This is a genomic window from Vibrio sp. 10N.247.310.23 (genome assembly GCF_041467155.1).
In the GTDB taxonomy this organism is placed as follows: domain Bacteria; phylum Pseudomonadota; class Gammaproteobacteria; order Enterobacterales; family Vibrionaceae; genus Vibrio; species Vibrio crassostreae_C.
The window spans coordinates 80,873-97,483 of sequence record NZ_JBFSTZ010000002.1 but is presented as its reverse complement, the minus strand read 5'-3'; the positions used below and the strand labels follow the sequence as shown (position 1 = coordinate 97,483).

The 16,611-nt window shown below is 43.9% G+C and carries 12 protein-coding genes; 7 read left to right on the top strand and 5 right to left on the bottom strand.

Features of this window, described 5'->3' with window-relative positions:
* The first annotated feature begins 119 nt into the window (after nucleotides 1–119).
* The 3 genes from AB6D93_RS01840 to AB6D93_RS01830 all read left to right on the top strand — a co-directional run bounded on the left by AB6D93_RS01840 (nucleotide 120) and on the right by AB6D93_RS01830 (nucleotide 3,622).
* Entirely contained in the window at nucleotides 120–647 is a 528-nt protein-coding gene (locus tag AB6D93_RS01840) for a hypothetical protein (protein WP_017066066.1), read from the top strand.
* A gap of 118 nt (nucleotides 648–765) precedes the next feature.
* Nucleotides 766–2,409, top strand: a complete 1,644-nt coding sequence (gene panP, locus AB6D93_RS01835; RefSeq protein ID WP_017060397.1) for a pyridoxal-dependent aspartate 1-decarboxylase PanP — start codon at nucleotides 766–768, stop codon at nucleotides 2,407–2,409.
* Nucleotides 2,410–2,767: 358 nt separating this feature from the next.
* On the top strand, nucleotides 2,768–3,622 hold the full coding sequence (locus tag AB6D93_RS01830; protein ID WP_004734686.1) for a MurR/RpiR family transcriptional regulator: 855 nt from the start codon (nucleotides 2,768–2,770) through the stop codon (nucleotides 3,620–3,622).
* A gap of 124 nt (nucleotides 3,623–3,746) precedes the next feature.
* On the opposite strand, the gene AB6D93_RS01825 is transcribed toward AB6D93_RS01830, so the two are convergent.
* A complete protein-coding gene (locus tag AB6D93_RS01825; RefSeq protein ID WP_017060396.1) occupies nucleotides 3,747–5,039 on the bottom strand; it encodes an iron-containing alcohol dehydrogenase in 1,293 nt (430 codons plus the stop codon).
* 406 nt (nucleotides 5,040–5,445) lie between these two features.
* On the opposite strand from AB6D93_RS01825, the gene AB6D93_RS01820 reads away from it, so the two are divergent.
* Both AB6D93_RS01820 and AB6D93_RS01815 read left to right on the top strand, forming a co-directional pair.
* Nucleotides 5,446–5,709 (top strand): GrxA family glutaredoxin, encoded by a 264-nt coding sequence (locus AB6D93_RS01820; protein ID WP_009847069.1) that lies wholly within the window; start codon nucleotides 5,446–5,448, stop codon nucleotides 5,707–5,709.
* Between the two features lie 249 nt (nucleotides 5,710–5,958).
* Nucleotides 5,959–7,641 (top strand): aspartate:alanine antiporter, encoded by a 1,683-nt coding sequence (locus tag AB6D93_RS01815; RefSeq protein WP_017060395.1) that lies wholly within the window; start codon nucleotides 5,959–5,961, stop codon nucleotides 7,639–7,641.
* Between the two features lie 306 nt (nucleotides 7,642–7,947).
* Here AB6D93_RS01815 and fabV read toward each other — a convergent pair whose 3' ends face one another.
* The 3 genes from fabV to AB6D93_RS01800 form a co-directional block, all read right to left on the bottom strand.
* Nucleotides 7,948–9,150 carry an enoyl-ACP reductase FabV gene (fabV, locus tag AB6D93_RS01810; RefSeq protein ID WP_017065406.1) on the bottom strand — a complete coding sequence of 401 codons (1,203 nt, stop codon included), beginning with the start codon at nucleotides 9,148–9,150 and terminating at the stop codon, nucleotides 7,948–7,950.
* A 209-nt stretch (nucleotides 9,151–9,359) separates the two neighbouring features.
* Entirely contained in the window at nucleotides 9,360–11,642 is a 2,283-nt protein-coding gene (locus AB6D93_RS01805; protein ID WP_017071963.1) for an acyl-CoA dehydrogenase, read from the bottom strand.
* Nucleotides 11,643–11,697: 55 nt separating this feature from the next.
* Nucleotides 11,698–12,327, bottom strand: a complete 630-nt coding sequence (locus tag AB6D93_RS01800; RefSeq protein ID WP_017065403.1) for a TetR/AcrR family transcriptional regulator — start codon at nucleotides 12,325–12,327, stop codon at nucleotides 11,698–11,700.
* A gap of 755 nt (nucleotides 12,328–13,082) precedes the next feature.
* Here AB6D93_RS01800 and AB6D93_RS01795 point away from each other — a divergent pair.
* The gene (locus tag AB6D93_RS01795; protein ID WP_102333196.1) at nucleotides 13,083–14,390 is read left to right on the top strand and encodes a TolC family outer membrane protein; all 1,308 of its coding nucleotides are present in this window, start codon (nucleotides 13,083–13,085) and stop codon (nucleotides 14,388–14,390) included.
* Complete coding sequence (locus AB6D93_RS01790; protein ID WP_010441482.1) at nucleotides 14,390–15,001, top strand: OmpA family protein; 612 nt, start codon at nucleotides 14,390–14,392, stop codon at nucleotides 14,999–15,001. Before AB6D93_RS01795 ends, AB6D93_RS01790 begins: the two co-directional genes overlap by 1 nt.
* Nucleotides 15,002–15,276: 275 nt before the next feature.
* Here AB6D93_RS01790 and nhaA read toward each other — a convergent pair whose 3' ends face one another.
* Nucleotides 15,277–16,443 carry a Na+/H+ antiporter NhaA gene (nhaA, locus tag AB6D93_RS01785; RefSeq protein ID WP_010441484.1) on the bottom strand — a complete coding sequence of 389 codons (1,167 nt, stop codon included), beginning with the start codon at nucleotides 16,441–16,443 and terminating at the stop codon, nucleotides 15,277–15,279.
* Nucleotides 16,444–16,611: the final 168 nt, after the last annotated feature.

Genomic DNA, 16,611 nt, shown 5'->3' with positions numbered 1-16,611 from the left:
AGACACCGATACAGTTACCGAAATAAAAAGACACTAAGTGTCATTGCTCAACAAATAACGATCACGGTAACCTGTAACGACAAAGTTATAAAAAGAATAAACTTACAAAAGGAACCACTATGAAACGCCTTTGCGTCGCATTACTGCTAGCTTCAACTTCTACTTTCTCTTTTGCAGCAGATTCAATGTCTGAGACAAACCAGTGCCAAGCAAAAAAATATGATGCGTACATCGACGCTTCTTTGAATTGGTATGCCGACCTTGCTGCATTAACCTCTGAGCAATATCCAGAGCTAACAGAAGTGAGTGAGTGGTTCCTAGAAGGTCGTAAGCACCACTTTGAGCTTAACCGTGCTGCGGTTCACTACTACTTAGTAAACGACTCAAGCAAAGTGGCAACAGAGCAACCTGTAGAAGGTTGGTTGCAACTTGAGCAACACGACATTAAAACGCTATCAACACGTGATGATGAGCTTGGTAAAATCGCGAAAACAACATTCGATGACCGCCAATCAACGCCTCACGCTCAAAACTACGAACTACGTTCTGCCTTTGCAGAGCTGCTTAGTCACCCTAAGCAAATCGACTCAGCGCTACAGCGTTACAACCAGTCGATCAGTAAACTTGAAGCGATTAAGTGTAAATAACCCCGCATTTAATATGCTTTTTTGAGAAGTTGGATTTCATAATTAAGACGGGACATTGTTCCCGTTTTCGTTTAGATTGTCCCGCTCGCGTCAATATTAGAAAAATAACTCGCTTGCTATGGTTACGGAACAAAAAACAGCAGATGTTAGCTTCGACAGTCTTCTACGTATCTTCACGGTACCTGAAGGCCCAGATTCAACACTCACTCAAATTGAAGACAAACTTTCACGAAACCTGAATCAATTCTTACGTGAACATATTGTGGCTGAAGAAAAGCCGCTGCGTGAAATTGAGAAAGATTTTTCAAATGCTCATATCCCAGAGCAGCCTGAGTTTGTTTCTGAACATACTGAGCATCTCCTCGATTCTCTTGTGTCTCATTCGGTTCACACGTCTTCGCCAAGTTTTATTGGCCACATGACCTCTGCGTTGCCGTACTTCCTGATGCCGCTTTCAAAAATCATGATTGCGTTGAATCAGAATCTAGTAAAAATCGAGACCTCAAAAGCTTTCACTCCCCTAGAACGTCAAGTTCTGGGCATGTTACATCGCCTGATTTATCAAGATAGTGACCAGTTTTATTCTCGTTGGATGCACAGCGCAAACCACTCTTTAGGTGCGTTTTGTTCTGGCGGTACCATCGCGAACATTACAGCGCTCTGGGTTGCACGTAACAACGCACTAAAAGCGCAAGGTTCGTTCAAAGGTGTAGAAAAAGAAGGCCTGTTTAAAGCCATGAAGCACTACGACTACGAAGGCCTTGCCATCTTAGTCTCTGAACGTGGCCACTACTCTCTGAAAAAAGCCGCGGATGTCCTTGGTATTGGTCAAGAAGGTCTAGTGTCTGTTAAAACAGATAACGACAACCGTATTTGTACTGATGATTTAAGACTCAAGATCGAGCAGCTCAAGCAGAACAAGATCAAACCTTTCGCCGTCATTGGTGTGGCTGGTACAACCGAAACCGGTAATATCGACCCGCTAAGAGACATTGCTGAGGTGTGTGCCGAATCCGATTGTCATTTCCACGTTGATGCAGCTTGGGGCGGTGCGACTCTGATGTCTAACAATCATCGTCACCTACTTGATGGTATTGAACTGGCGGATTCAGTCACGATTGATGCGCATAAACAGCTTTATATCCCTATGGGTGCGGGTATGGTTCTGTTTAAGAAGCCAGATGCGATGACTGCGATTGAACATCATGCTCAATACATTCTTCGTAAAGGCTCAAAAGATTTAGGCAGCCATACGTTAGAAGGTTCTCGTTCAGGTATGGCAATGCTGGTTTACGCCGCAATGCACATCATTAGCCGCCCAGGTTATGAACTGCTGATCGACCAAAGCATCAACAAAGCGCGCTACTTTGCCGACCTAATTAAAGATCAGAGCGACTTCGAGCTGGTTTCAGAACCTGAGCTTTGCCTACTGACTTATCGCTATGTCCCTGAGTCAGTCAAAGCGGCACTGCTTAAAGCTGAGCCTGAACATCGTGTCGAACTGAATGAGTTGCTCAATGAGCTGACTAAGTTTATTCAGAAGAAGCAGCGTGAAACAGGTAAGTCTTTCGTGTCACGTACACGCTTAAACCCTGAAGCATGGGTACATCAGCCAATCATCGTTTTCCGCGTGGTATTAGCAAACCCACTAACAGGCAATGACATTCTTTCGTCAGTGCTTGAAGAACAGCGTGAGATCTCTAAACTAGCACCAAACTTGATGGGCAAAATCAACAAACTGGTTACGCAAATCAACGCATAGTCATTCAATTTTAGTTGCATCAAATTGAAAATTTCTTTCTTTTTGATGTAACTAAGCTGTCAGTTCATACCCATTTTGCATTCTTTTTGCTCAAACTCTCTTCCAATTCTGTAGTTTTCTAAAATTTTGTTGAGGTTTGTCATATTCTTAAGCATTCATGCCCTGTTTTTGTATTAGTAAATAGTATGTTGGGTTTATACTGACTCTATGGTGCTAGTTAGCTTGATATCTATTTGACGCAGCAGTATTTACGAAACCGAATATACATCGGCTTTGTGTTTACTGATATTTGCTTCAGCCATACCCCCTGGTAAAAGATATTAACTAGCAAGTTGTTCTCTATACCCTTGTGAACACTATGAATACATTAGAAAAAATACAAAAAAACCTGGAAAATTTCAGCAAGTCTGAGCGCAAGGTAGCCGAAGTAATTATGGCTTCCCCTCAAACTGCAATTCATTCTAGCATTGCTACCTTAGCTAAAATGGCTGACGTGAGTGAGCCTACAGTTAACCGCTTCTGTCGTCGATTAGACACAAAGGGCTTCCCTGACTTCAAACTTCACCTAGCTCAAAGCTTGGCAAACGGTACACCTTACGTGAACCGTAATGTTGAAGAAGATGATGGTCCAGATGCTTATACGCATAAGATTTTCGAATCAACTATGGCTTGTCTAGACGTTGCTAAAAACAGTCTAGACGCGATGCAAGTAAACCGTGCTGTTGACTTGCTGACTCAAGCAAAACGCATTTCGTTCTTCGGACTGGGTGCCTCTTCTGCTGTCGCCAAAGATGCTCAAAACAAGTTTATTCGTTTTAATATCCCAATCACATGTTTCGAAGACATCGTGATGCAACGAATGAGCTGCATTAACTGCAGTGATAACGACGTTATTGTTCTTATCTCTCATACTGGCCGCACTAAAAGCCAAGTTGAGATAGCAAACTTAGCGCGTGAAAACGGTGCGACAGTTATTGCTATCACAGCAAAAGATTCTCCACTGGATAAAGCGAGCTCGTTGTCTATTTCTCTGGATGTTCCAGAAGACACTGACGTTTACATGCCAATGGCAAGTCGCGTTGTTCAGATGACGGTTATCGATGTGCTAGCGACAGGCTTTACGCTACGTCGTGGTTCTGGTTTCAGAGAGAACCTAAAGCGCGTCAAAGAGTCACTTCGTGATTCACGTTACGAGAAGTACTCTCAGTTCTAATCTACTTAGTCATGAACTGAAAACAGATGACCAGAGAACAAGTTGAATTAAAAAAACGGAGCCTAGAGCTCCGTTTTTATTTGTCTGTATAAAATGACTTATACAACGAACAAGTTTAAGACCGTTAGATAGTCCAACTATTGCCCTTCTCAACCACGCTGTTTTCGGACGCATAAGAATTGATAATGGTAAAGCTCGACTCGACAGCTGGCTCTTGCCCAATTTGATTCATTGAAGCTCCCTCATGATGCCCTTCTCTACAACTGCACTTCTCGCATACTTGCTTCAAAATATGCACGAGCCTCTCTTGGTTAAGCGGCAAAGGGTTTCCTTTAATCGCCACTGATTTGAGCGCGTCGGCAGACACCTCATCAAACTGGGCTTCACAGACACCAAATTCCAACAAGTTGGGTAACTTAAGCGTATCAAGCACTTCCGATAACCAAGAAATTGCCTCCTCTTCTATTGCTTCTACGTTACCTGTTACTATCTGAGCGATTCGCTGATAACGCGCTAGGATGTCGCTTCTTTGCTGCTCTTTTGCAACGGCTATGTTCTCCAACATCACAAACGGCGCTAAACGCGCGGTAATCACACTATGAGGCGCAGAAATCTTACCTCCTAGTGCGGAGGCTAAACCATGGGCTGCGCCAAGCTTGGCATTAGTTATCGCCATACCACCGAGCATAGAAGCGAAAGCAAGATCAGAACGCGCTTGAGGCTCATCATAAACACACGCTTTAACCACAGAACCACTCAACTTACGCAGCCCTTCTTCACAAATCATATCGGTTAACGGATTCGGTTCACCACACACGTAGGCTTCCATTAGATGAGTAAAGGCATCCATCGCACCTCGCCCAGATAGATATAGATTGGTTCCATGAGTTAGGGTTGGGTCGACAATCGCAACGTCGGCCAGCATGTCTGGGCTTCTCAGGCTGATTTTTACTTGGTCTTGGCCTGATTTCAGCACCGCGTTTTTAGTGACCTCGGCGCCGGTACTCGCTGTGGTTGGAATTGCGATAAACGGAAGTGGTTTGGTTTTAAGAGGAACATTACGCCCGACCACTTCAACATAGTCATATAAATTGCCTTGATTAGGTAAAACCGCAGCCAACGCTTTGCCCATATCGATGGCGCTACCGCCCCCCATGGCGACAACCATATCTGGCTTAAATCGACGAGCAGAAATAGCCGCCTCTTCAACCATTTTGATATTAGGTTCACCGGAAACGGCAATGTGCTGATAACGCATACTCTGCGCATCAAGATAGTCAGTAACAATTGAAGTGCGCTCTAATGTATTGCCTGTAACCAATAGCACGCTGTAGCCATATTGATTAAAGAGAGACAATGAAGCGGAAAGTGCTCCATCACCAAAGATGATCTTTGTAGATGTCATAAATTGAAACATGGTGCCTCCTGCGCCTATGACCGAACAAAACTGCGAACTCTTGGTTATTGGAATTTAGCCTTTATATAGTGCATCAGTATTAAGATGCCTCGTTCTGTATGCGCTTTTTTTGACGAGGTGCAACTTGTCGCATTAAAGATGGATTAATGTCGTATTCTTAGGGGTAATTCACACTCTTAAATTAAGGGTAATCAATCTGAATACCCATCAGAAATCAGCATGGATCCTTTTTGTGACCATTATTTGCTCTGATAGACAAAACCTATTGTATTAAGAGGTAATTCCATCTTTATTTCCCCATGGCATTGAGGCATAGTTGGTTTTATGAAATTTTGAGTGGCATTCACTAAAGAATAGTTAACGTAATCGAGTTAACGAGCCTCATCCCGTATTTAGGAGAAATTAAATGTTTGTAGTTATTTTTGGTCGCCCTGCTTGCCCATTCTGTGTTCGTGCAAAAGAGCATGCTGAAACTCTTAAAGCTAAACGCGATGACTTCAACTACCGTTACGTTGACATCCACGCTGAAGGTATCAGCAAAGCTGATCTAGAGAAGACTGTTGGTAAACCTGTCGATACAGTTCCACAAATCTTCATCGACCAAGACCACATCGGCGGCTGCACAGAATTTGAAGCATACGCAAAAGAAAACCTAGGTCTTTTCGACTAAGCTAGGATTTCTCAAACGAGAATCAGGGCTAAAGCCTTAAACAGCTGACCCATTTAGGCGTTAGACTGTACGATTTATAGAAAGCCCGCTCACTGTAGCGGGCTTTTTTATGACCAGTTTTCATACGGAATAAGAATAAGGTCAAAATCAAGTAAATTAACAAAATATTGCTTATAATTTATTTATATTTAGATACAATTCACCTCTCAAACTTACCCTGTGTTCCACGCCAATTATTGAGCGACCACCGTGAATATCGACGTTGTTTTTCTGTTAGAACAAAACCCCATTCTCCTCATCTTTGTTGTTTTATCGATTGGATTAGCCATTGGTAAAATTCGTTTCGGTAGCCTCCAACTTGGTAATTCAATCGGTGTTTTGATTACTTCCCTTATCATGGGACATCTTGGCTTTTCTTTTAACGCAGATGCGCTCACCATTGGTTTCATGCTGTTCATCTACTGTGTTGGCATTGAAGCTGGACCAAACTTCTTCGGTATCTTCTTCAGAGACGGTAAGCACTACCTCATTCTGAGCCTTGTGGTACTTTCTACCGCAATTGCCCTAACCTATTTCAGTAGTCATTACCTTGGCCTAGGCTTTGGTTTATCTGCAGGCATGATGGCAGGTGCCTTAACAGCAACGCCGATATTGGTAGGTGCTCAAGATGCTCTGAATTCTGGGCTTGCAGAATTACCAAGAAACATGGACTTGAGCCTGATTATCGAAAACCTTTCAGTCGGTTACGCGATGGCTTACTTGGTTGGCTTAATCAGTATGATTATGTTTGCTCGCTTGATTCCAAAACTTCAAAAAGTGAACCTACACGACTCGGCAGAGCAAATCGCCCAAGAACGTGGGTTAGGCGCTTCAGGTCAGCGTAAGGTTTACTTGCCCATTATTCGTGCTTATCGAGTGGGACCAGAGCTCATCTCTTGGACTGACGGTAAGAATCTGCGTGAACTGGGCATCTATCGCCAAACAGGCTGTTACATCGAGCGTATTCGACGTAATGGTATTCTTGCCCATCCAGATGGTGATGCAATTCTGCAAGAAGGCGATGAGATCGCATTGGTTGGTTTCCCAGATAGCCACGCTCGTCTAGACCCAAGCTTCCGTAACGGTAAAGAAGTTTTCGACCGTAACCTTCTCGATCTGCGTATCGTGGAAGAAGAGATCGTCGTTAAGAGTGACAGTATCGCAGGTAAGCGCCTATCAGACTTAAACCTGTCTGAATACGGCTGTTTCCTTAACCGCGTAGTACGTGCTCAGATTGAAATGCCGATGGACTTAAACATCGTGCTTTCTAAAGGTGACGTCCTACAGGTGAGTGGTGAAAAGAGTCGAGTGCACGGCCTAGCTGAGAAAATTGGTTTCATCTCAATCCACAGCCAAATGGCGGATTTGATGGCCTTCTGTAGCTTCTTCATTTTGGGTATTTTGTTTGGTTTGATCACCATGACATTCGGTCAGGTATCGTTTGGGCTAGGTAACGCGGTTGGCCTGCTTCTATCGGGCATCATGCTTGGTTTCCTACGAGCGAACCACCCTACTTTCGGTTATGTGCCTCAAGGTGCTCTGAACATGGTCAAAGACCTCGGTTTGATGTTCTTTATGGTCGGTATCGGCTTGAGCGCCGGTGGTAAGATATTTGAGCACTTAACCCAAGTTGGCCCACAGGTAATAGGTATTGCCCTAGTAGTGAGTGTGCTGCCAGTATTCTTCGCTTACTTGGTTGGCGCTTACGTATTGAAGATGAACCGAGCTTTGTTGTTCGGTGCAATCATTGGCGCGCGAACTTGCGCTCCAGCGATGGACATCGTAAATGACCACGCTCGCTCAACGATTCCGGCTCTGGGTTATGCGGGTACTTATGCGATAGCCAATATATTGATGACCTTAGCAGGTACTTTCATCATCATAATTAGCTAGCATCTGCTGCATTAAAAGCAGCCAAGCTTAGATATTTCGAATGCACTAATTCACTTTGGGTTAGTGCATTTTTTATAACCTGTTTTAAGCGGTTCAAGCCTTCTTCCCCACTCCTGCTCTTAACTCTCTTCATCCCTTATTTCTACTCTTGTCCCCCTTCGAATCGCGGTAGCCGTATCCGCTCTTAAATCTCTTCGCATCCCGCCACTCGAATCCCATATCTGCTCTTAATCTCTTGAACCAAATAGCAGACAAAAAAATAGGCGCTCAATGAGCGCCTATTTCGTTTAGATTCGATAACTTGAATTAGATGTCAGCTACATCAAATTCAACAGCTGGGTTAACGTCAGCTTCGTAATCAACACCTTCAACACCGAAACCAAATAGCTTCAAGAACTCTTCTTTGTACTCTACGTAGTCAGTCAGTTCTTTTAGGTTCTCAGTTGTGATTTGAGGCCATAGGTTACGACAGTGATCTTGAATGTCTTCGCGAAGCTCAAGGTCATCTAGACGTAGACGGTTCACTTCATCCACTTCTGGCGCGCTGCCGTCTTCTTTGTATAGACGTTGGCTGAACATACGGAAGATCTGTTCCATACAACCTTCGTGAATACCTTCTTCACGCATCTTCTTGAACACCATAGCGATGTAAAGAGGCATTACAGGGATTGCAGAACTTGCTTGAGTCACTACAGACTTAAGAACAGCAACGTTTGCAGTACCGCCAGTTTGGCCTAGCTTCTCGTTCAGCGCTGTCGCTGCACGGTCTAGATCCATCTTAGCTTTACCTAGTGCGCCATCCCAGTAGATTGGCCACGTTAGTTCAGTACCGATGTAGCTGTAAGCAACCGTCTTACAACCGTCCGCTAGAACACCAGCTTCAGAAAGAGCATTGATCCAAAGTTCCCAATCTTCACCGCCCATTACAGTAACAGTGTCTTTGATCTCTTCTTCAGTTGCAGGCTCTACGCTTGCTTCGATGATTGTGTCTTTGTTGGTATCAACCGCAGTTGACGTGTACGTTTCGCCGATAGGCTTTAGAGATGAACGAATTACTTCGCCAGTCTCTGGCATTTTACGCACTGGAGACGCCAGTGAGTATACAACCATATCGATTTGGCCTAGATCTTCTTTGATCAGGTCAATTGTTTTCTGTTTCGCCTCGTTAGAGAAAGCATCGCCGTTCAGGCTTTTTGAATATAGGCCTTCTTCTTTAGCAAACTTGTCGAACGCTGCTGAGTTGTAGAAACCAGCTGTGCCAGGCTTTTTCTCAGTACCGGCTTTCTCAAAGAAAACACCGATAGTTGAAGCGCCGCCACCAAATGCAGCCGCAATACGTGAAGACAAGCCGTAGCCACTTGAAGAGCCAACAACTAGTACACGTTTAGGTGCGTTTGCGATTGGGCCTTGAGCTTTTGTGTAAGCAATTTGTTCTTTTACATTAGCTTCACAACCGACTGGATGTGTTGTAGTACAGATGAATCCGCGAATTCGAGGTTTGATGATCATATTCAACTTCCTTAAAAAATCAGGTTAAGGATAAAAGTTTCGTACGCAAATGGCATCTAATTTCTGTAAAAATGTGGCGAAAATGCAAGTGGTTGGAGCACTCAGTGAATATTTGCTGACTAAGTCACCATTTGTTAACGCCTCTATTGCAACTTCTACGACAAAAACAAAAAAAGCACCTAATAAGGTGCCTTTTGTCATTTCTTTATCTAAGCAACGCTATTTAGCTTAGGTTTTAACTCTTTTCGCGTCAAAGTTTCACTGTAATCATGACTGAAGTGGTCAACTTGAATCGCTGCGTAGCGAAGTTTGTCTGCTGCAATGATTTGGTCAACTTCGTCTTGAGTAAGAACATCTGCCGCCAGTGCTTGAGCAAGTTTATCTTGCAATAGACCTTTACGAGCCACTTTGCCCTCTTTCACTGCTTTGAAGATCTTACGTTCGAGAGGCTTGATGCTGTACATCGCATTGAACGCATTCTCCATTAGGCCAACACTATCCTCTTCTTCTTTGCCTATGTAGCAAAGGTGAGTTAGACGTTCACGGTGTGCACCCGGAGTCATCAAGCTTTCTGCCAGTTGTACCGTTAGATTATCACTTGGTTTTTCAAAGTGGTTACCGACTGGGAAAACTAGACCTTTAAGTACTTTACCTACCATCTTGTTCGGGAAGTTTCTGTACGCTTCTTGTAGCGATTTAGCCGCGTTATGGAAACAGTGTTGAACCGCGTAGTGTACGTAGTCTAGGTCAGCTTGTTGACGACCTTCATCTTCATACTTCTTAAGCGCTGCAGACGCCATGTATAGGTAACTTAGACCATCACCTAGACGTGCAGAGATAAGCTCTTTACGTTTCAGTTCGCCACCTAGTGTAAGCATTGCGAAATCCGCACTCACTGCAAGCGCACGGCTCAAGCGAGTTAAGTCTTGGTAGTAAGGCTTCGTTGGACCGCTCATATCCGCTTTAATGAACTTAGAGCCTGTCAATGCCGCACCGAACGCACCAAACGTGTTCTTAGTTGCGTGAGAGATATGCTTGAACAACAAGTTATCGAAATCCTTCGCACCTTGCTTCTCATCTGGGTTTGCTGCCGCTTCCATTTCGCTTAGCACGTATGGGTGACAACGTGTCGCACCTTGACCGAAGATCATCAGGTTGCGAGTTAAGATGTTCGCACCTTCTACTGTGATAGCAACTGGAATACCTAGGTAAGGCGCAGCTAAGTAGTTCATTGGACCATCTTGAATTGCACGACCAGAGTGGATATCCATTGAATCATTCAGGATAGTACGCGCCATTTCTGTCATGTGATATTTCGCGATAGCCGTAACGATACCCGGCTTCTCTTTCATATCGAGTGAAGTAGTTGTTAGTGTACGAGTCGCTTCTAGTAGATACGTTAAGCCACCAATACGACCTAAACTCTCTGCAACTCCTTCAAACTTACCAATCGACATACCGAACTGCTTACGAACATAAGCGTATGCGCCGGTCGTTTTCGCCGTTAGGTGGCCCATCGCCGTGCCAAGTGCGGGTAATGAGATACCACGACCTGCAGACAGACATTCCACCAGCATACGCCAGCCTTTACCTGCGTAATCGGCACCACCGATTAACCATTCCATAGGAATAAATACATCGTGACCGCGTGTTGGACCATTCATAAACGCAAGACCAAGTGGGTCATGACGCTCACCAATCACAACACCTTCGTGGTCAGCCGGGATTAGCGCACAAGTGATGCCAATGTCTTCTTTGTCACCCAGTAGCTTTTCTGGATCGTGCAGTTTGAAAGCCAGACCAAGTACCGTCGCCACTGGTGCTAGTGTAATGTAGCGTTTGTTCCAGTTAAGCTTGATACCTAGCGTCTCTTTACCTTCGTGCATGCCCATGCACACAGTACCGACATCAGGGATACCACCCGCATCAGAACCCGCTTCTGGGCCTGTTAGTGCGAAACATGGGATATCTGTACCGTCAGCAAGACGAGGTAGCCAGTAGTCTTTTTGGTCTTGAGTGCCGTAGTGAGACAGCAGCTCACCAGGACCAAGAGAGTTTGGAACCATTACTGAAACCGCAGTACTGATACTGCGAGTCGCAATCTTAGTTACGATAGTTGAGTTAGCGTGTGCTGAGAATTCACGACCGCCATACTCTTTCGCAATAATTAGCGAAAAGAAACGCTCTTTGCGTAAGAAGTTCCACACCTCTTCAGGAAGGTCTCGATCTTCTTTTACAATTTGGTGGTCATCAAGCATAGCGAGCAAGGTTTCAAGCTCATTATCCATGAACGATTGCTCTTCTGCTGTCAGCTGAGGTTTTGGATATTGGTGCAGCTTAGTGAAATCTGGTTTACCAGAAAACAGCTCTCCGTCCCACCACACGCTACCCGCTTCCATCGCTTCTTTCTCGGTGCTAGATAGTGGTGGTAGTACTTTTTTAAAGAGTTTAAAAGCTGGGTCACTTACCCATTTTTGTCTTAGAGAGCTCATAGTTCAGATCCTTTTGTTCACTATATTGGTTGTGAATGTTTCGCTTTTTATTGTTTTATTCTTCTGCTGACATGCCTGCGGCTAAATATGGAATAAGAATATCGACCACTGCCTTAGCATCTATCTTTCTGTCATAGTCATTCTCTGCAATTTCTACCAGAGCCTGACTTGATGCCATGGTGAATACACAAGTCCCTAGGGTGAAGTGTAATCGCCAAAATAACTGTTCTTGAGTGAGGTTCGGATTCGCCTTCATTACAGATGTCGTAAACAAAGAAAGTACTTCGCTGTAGCGAGTAGTAATGAACCAACGCAAGTGTCCTTGCACATCCGTATAGCCTCTGCCGATAAGTAACATGAATCGGCTTGTACCATTTGGCCTAACATCATTAAGTGCTCTTAGTGGCTGTCTCAACGACTCAAACACGTCACTCATAGAATACGTTTCGTTCAAGTTTAAGTTCACTAATGCATCTTGCAGTGCTGGCATAAATGCTTCTAAGTAACGATTGAGTACCGCACGAACCAGAGTCTTCTTATCGCCAAAGTGATAGTTCACTGAAGCTAAGTTGACATTCGCTTTACTCGTAATCGTACGTAAAGAGGTGTCATTAAAACCGTGCTCAGCAAATAAGCCTTCAGCCACATCTAAGATTTTGTCTTTGGTTGTACTTCTTGGTGCCATTTCAATCACTCGTATTAAACAACTGTTTGAAATATACGCTTAGTACATTTATTTAACAAGCAAGCAACATCACATTTTCACAAATTGGTCGTACCAGTTAATAAAACTCAGCACTAAACGATTGAATCGCTGTGTGTTTATAAAAAAAGAAAAAAATAATGAATTTTCTTGGAACTGAAATGGAAATGGAGAGTCCTAAATTAGGTAGAAAACAGCGTATTTAGAAGTTTAACAGGCCGTCAAACTTGTTCTTCTCACTGCTTTCTTAATTACTGCATTTTCCTTATTAACTCCTATACTTGTATCCGCCCAAACCACGTTGGTTTGGGCTTTTTTTTGTTTGTTGTTTAGGGTGAAACCTTACTTACCCTTCTTCACAGCTACAACTACAAACTAAACAGCGCGATCGATTCTTTTTATATTGTCATTTTTTACTAAAAATCGAACTACCACGCTTGGCACATTGCTATCACTGAGATACGTATTTCAAACAACCTCCTAACCAACGTTTACCAATCTCTGCCCAAGCCGAATTCTAGCCTTGCATTTATTTTCAACACATCTACTCGAAGCTTGCCACCTGTCACAACTGGTAAATTAATCAATAGCGATAGAGACTTACATTCGAAATAAAGCCAACAAACTTAGCAATTTCTAGCAGATGTCCTAAGCTTCGTTTAATACCCTTCTCAATTAAGTAGTTAAACGCTAGTTGGGAGGAGGCGGGAGCTTTTAAAAGTAGAAGGAGACCTACTTTGAGACTGTTTAAATTACCCATCATCTGTTGCTTAGCTATTGCAACCCCACTCTCTGCTCAGACTTTAGAACAGGCTGTTGCCATTACCTTGGCTACCAATCCTGAGATAAAAAGTATTTTTAATGAGTTTGTGAGTGTACAAAAACGAAACGATGCCGCAGGTGGTGCTTATAGGCCGAGTATCGATCTTGATGCTGGTATTGGCTATGAAGGCATAAACCCTGCGCCAAACAACGGTCCTGATACCGATCTCACACGAAAGGAAGCCACCATATCCCTCACTCAGTTGTTGTGGGATGGTTCGTCGACTCTCAATGATATTGATCGTACTGCCGCAGAAGCAGAATCGGTTCGTTTGCAATTGCTCGCGGATGCCGAAGACAAAGCGCTAGAGGTCACACAGATCTACTTAGACGCAGTCAAAGCAACTGAAGTTTTAGCCCTTTCGGAAAGTAACCTCGCTATCCACAAGAAAATCTATAAAGACATCAAAAAGCGTGCAGTCTCAGGCATAGGCTCAACCGCAGATGTATCTCAGGTAGAAGCAAGGATTGCAAAAGCTCACGGCAACTTATTAGCCGCACAGAACAACCTAATTGATACCCACACCCAATTTAGAAGAATAGTGGGTCAAGAACCGCTTGGCTTAGTCTACCCAAGAGCCGATATTTCTATGATTCCTCTGTCATTATCAGACGCGCTTGTTGATGCTCTGGACCAACACCCAGTCATCAAAGTCGCGACTGCAGATGTCGATTCAGCGCACTTCCAGTACAAACAATCAAAAGGGGTTAACTACCCGACGTTCTCTATCGAGGCATCTCAATCATGGCGAGATGATGCTGGAGGCGATGAAGGTTCGAGCCAAGAGACGTTGGCAATGTTAAGAATGCGATACAACCTCTACAACGGTGGTACCGATAGTGCTAATTCAGAAGCTGCAGCTTACCAACTTAATAAAGCGAAGGATCTAAGAGATCGTGCTTATCGACAAGTGGAAGAAGGCCTTCGCCTATCTTGGAGTGCATTGGATCTGACGTTGCAACAAAAGAACTTCTTGTCTGATCACGTGGATTCGGCGTCAGAAACCGTTATCGCTTATGAGAAACAATATCGAATCGGCAAACGTACACTCCTTGACCTGCTTAACACTGAAAACGAATTGTTTGAAGCCCGTAAAGATTACTTAGATGCGCATTACTCTGAACAGTACGCTAAATACCGTGTAATGAACGCGACAGGCTCTCTATTGAACGCTCTACTGGTCGACATTCCAGACGAGTGGACAACGGCCGTGGAGTATTAATGATGAAAATACCTTACTTATTGCTTTCCGCATTAACGATAACGCTATGTGCATGCTCTAGCCAAAATGAAGAGCCCTATATAGAAACGCCAGAAGCGGAGCAAATTTCAGACCTGCAAGACGATGATAATGATGGGGTGGTCAATGCACGAGATACCTGCCCAAGTACACCTAGAGCGTCATTAGTTGATAATGAAGGTTGTGGCGAGACTATACGCTCAGAAGAAATCAGACAGCTGAACATCCTTTTCGCCAATGACTCTTATGAAGTTAACCCTATCTTCTCAGATCAAATCACTACCATGGCTGAGTTCTTAGAAACCTACCAAAGTGCATCGATAGAAATTCAAGGTTACGCCAGTAAAGTCGGCGCGAGTGAATACAACTTAGAGTTATCAAAGAAGCGCGCTCACCACGTTGAAGATGAATTATTGTCGAATGGTATAGACCCGAGCCGAGTAAGAGTTGTCGGTTACGGTGAAAACCGCTTAGAGAGCGATGGCAACGATGCTACTTCTCATGCACTGAACCGTCGAGTAACAGCAACGGTTGTCGGGCTGAATGAGCAGATCGTCGAGGAGTGGACCATATTTACCACGCTAGAAAAATAACATGACACTGTCACTCTGGTCATCCAAAACGATCCGCAATTCATGCCGATCAAAATAATGAGTTGAATCTAGGAGTTTTAGATCATCAATAACTAACCAAACTAAAAATACTAGCAGTTAGGATCAATAAAGCCGAGATAGGAAACCCTATCACGGCTTTTTTGTTCTTTGCTGTCACATGAATCGGGGAGGATGATTCTGTGACTCGTCTTGCTACTCAGAAGTTAGCTTGTTAATCAGTGAATAGGCTCGCCGTTAAACGAGCCTACCGCTGATTATAGTTTTACTTCTTGTTGCTTTGCTGTTTTCGGTAAAGAAACGCTTAGCAGGAAGTAACCTAGAATTGCAGCTGTTGTAGATCCCATCAGGATGCCTAGTCGAGCTAGTGTGTCAAACTCTACATTCGTTGGGCCAAATGCTAGTGATGAAATAAAGATAGACATTGTAAAACCAATACCACACAGGACAGATACTGCGAAGATGTTCATAAAGTTCACACCTTCAGGGAGCTTAGCAACACCCAATTTCACCGCACCCCAGCTGAATGCAAAGATACCAAGAGGCTTACCAATCAATAGACCCATAGCGATACCAAGCGGTAGCATACCTGTTAGGCTTGAGATTGAGATACCTTCCAATGAAATACCTGCGTTTGCAAAAGCAAAGACTGGCAAGATTGCAAAAGCGACGTATGGGTGCAGAGCATGTTCTAGATGCTTCAGCGGAGAATGTTCACCTTTATTGCCTTTCAGTGGGATAGCAAAACCAATCACTACACCAGCCAGCGTTGCATGAACACCAGACTTCAATACTGCAAACCACAGAATTGCACCAACAATGAGATACACACTCAGCTTAGTTACATGCTTGTTGTTTAGCATGAACAGCACACCAGTTGCGATGAAACCAACCGTTAACGCAAGCGTTGATAGGTCGCCTGAGTAGAACAGTGCAATGATAACAACAACGCCAAGGTCATCGATAATTGCTAAAGCCAATAGGAACACCTTCAAGCTAACCGGTACACGGTTACCAAGAAGCGCCATGATACCTAATGCGAATGCAATATCAGTTGCCGCTGGGATAGCCCAACCTTGAAGCGCTTCTGGGTTACTTGAGTTAAATAGCACGTAAATAAGTGCCGGAGCTAGCATACCGCCAACGGCTGCGATAGCTGGGAAGATTGCTGTCTCTTTAGACTTTAATGCGCCTTCTAAAAGTTCGCGCTTAACTTCTAAGCCGATTAGAAGGAAGAAGACAGCCATTAAGCCATCGTTAATCCAGTGAGACACAGACATACCAAGAACGTAACTATGCAATACGCCTTGGTACATTTCGTTCAGTGGTGAGTTTGCTACAAACATTGCGATCGCCGCAGCGATGACTAGTATGATACCGCCAGCAGATTCCATTTTAAAGAAGTCACGGATGACGTCGGTCATGATTTCGCCCTTATATTTATTATTTAAATAAACGAATAACAAAGAATAACCATGAGTTTATATCCAAGCGTAATCGATAGATAATCACTTCTTCGGATGTTTAACTTCGGTTTTTCCTACAAATACTAAACAATACGTCGTATATTCCATAATGTTGTTATGCACCAT

Bases quoted from the DNA above. Each gene is read 5' to 3' on its own strand.
- AB6D93_RS01840 (WP_017066066.1), top strand. From the start codon at position 120: ATGAAACGCCTTTGCGTCGCATTACTGCTAGCTTCAACTTCTACTTTC.
- panP (WP_017060397.1), top strand. From the start codon at position 766: ATGGTTACGGAACAAAAAACAGCAGATGTTAGCTTCGACAGTCTTCTA.
- AB6D93_RS01830 (WP_004734686.1), top strand. From the start codon at position 2,768: ATGAATACATTAGAAAAAATACAAAAAAACCTGGAAAATTTCAGCAAG.
- AB6D93_RS01825 (WP_017060396.1), bottom strand. From the start codon at position 5,039: ATGTTTCAATTTATGACATCTACAAAGATCATCTTTGGTGATGGAGCA.
- AB6D93_RS01820 (WP_009847069.1), top strand. From the start codon at position 5,446: ATGTTTGTAGTTATTTTTGGTCGCCCTGCTTGCCCATTCTGTGTTCGT.
- fabV (WP_017065406.1), bottom strand. From the start codon at position 9,150: ATGATCATCAAACCTCGAATTCGCGGATTCATCTGTACTACAACACAT.
- AB6D93_RS01805 (WP_017071963.1), bottom strand. From the start codon at position 11,642: ATGAGCTCTCTAAGACAAAAATGGGTAAGTGACCCAGCTTTTAAACTC.
- AB6D93_RS01800 (WP_017065403.1), bottom strand. From the start codon at position 12,327: ATGGCACCAAGAAGTACAACCAAAGACAAAATCTTAGATGTGGCTGAA.
- AB6D93_RS01790 (WP_010441482.1), top strand. From the start codon at position 14,390: ATGATGAAAATACCTTACTTATTGCTTTCCGCATTAACGATAACGCTA.
- nhaA (WP_010441484.1), bottom strand. From the start codon at position 16,443: ATGACCGACGTCATCCGTGACTTCTTTAAAATGGAATCTGCTGGCGGT.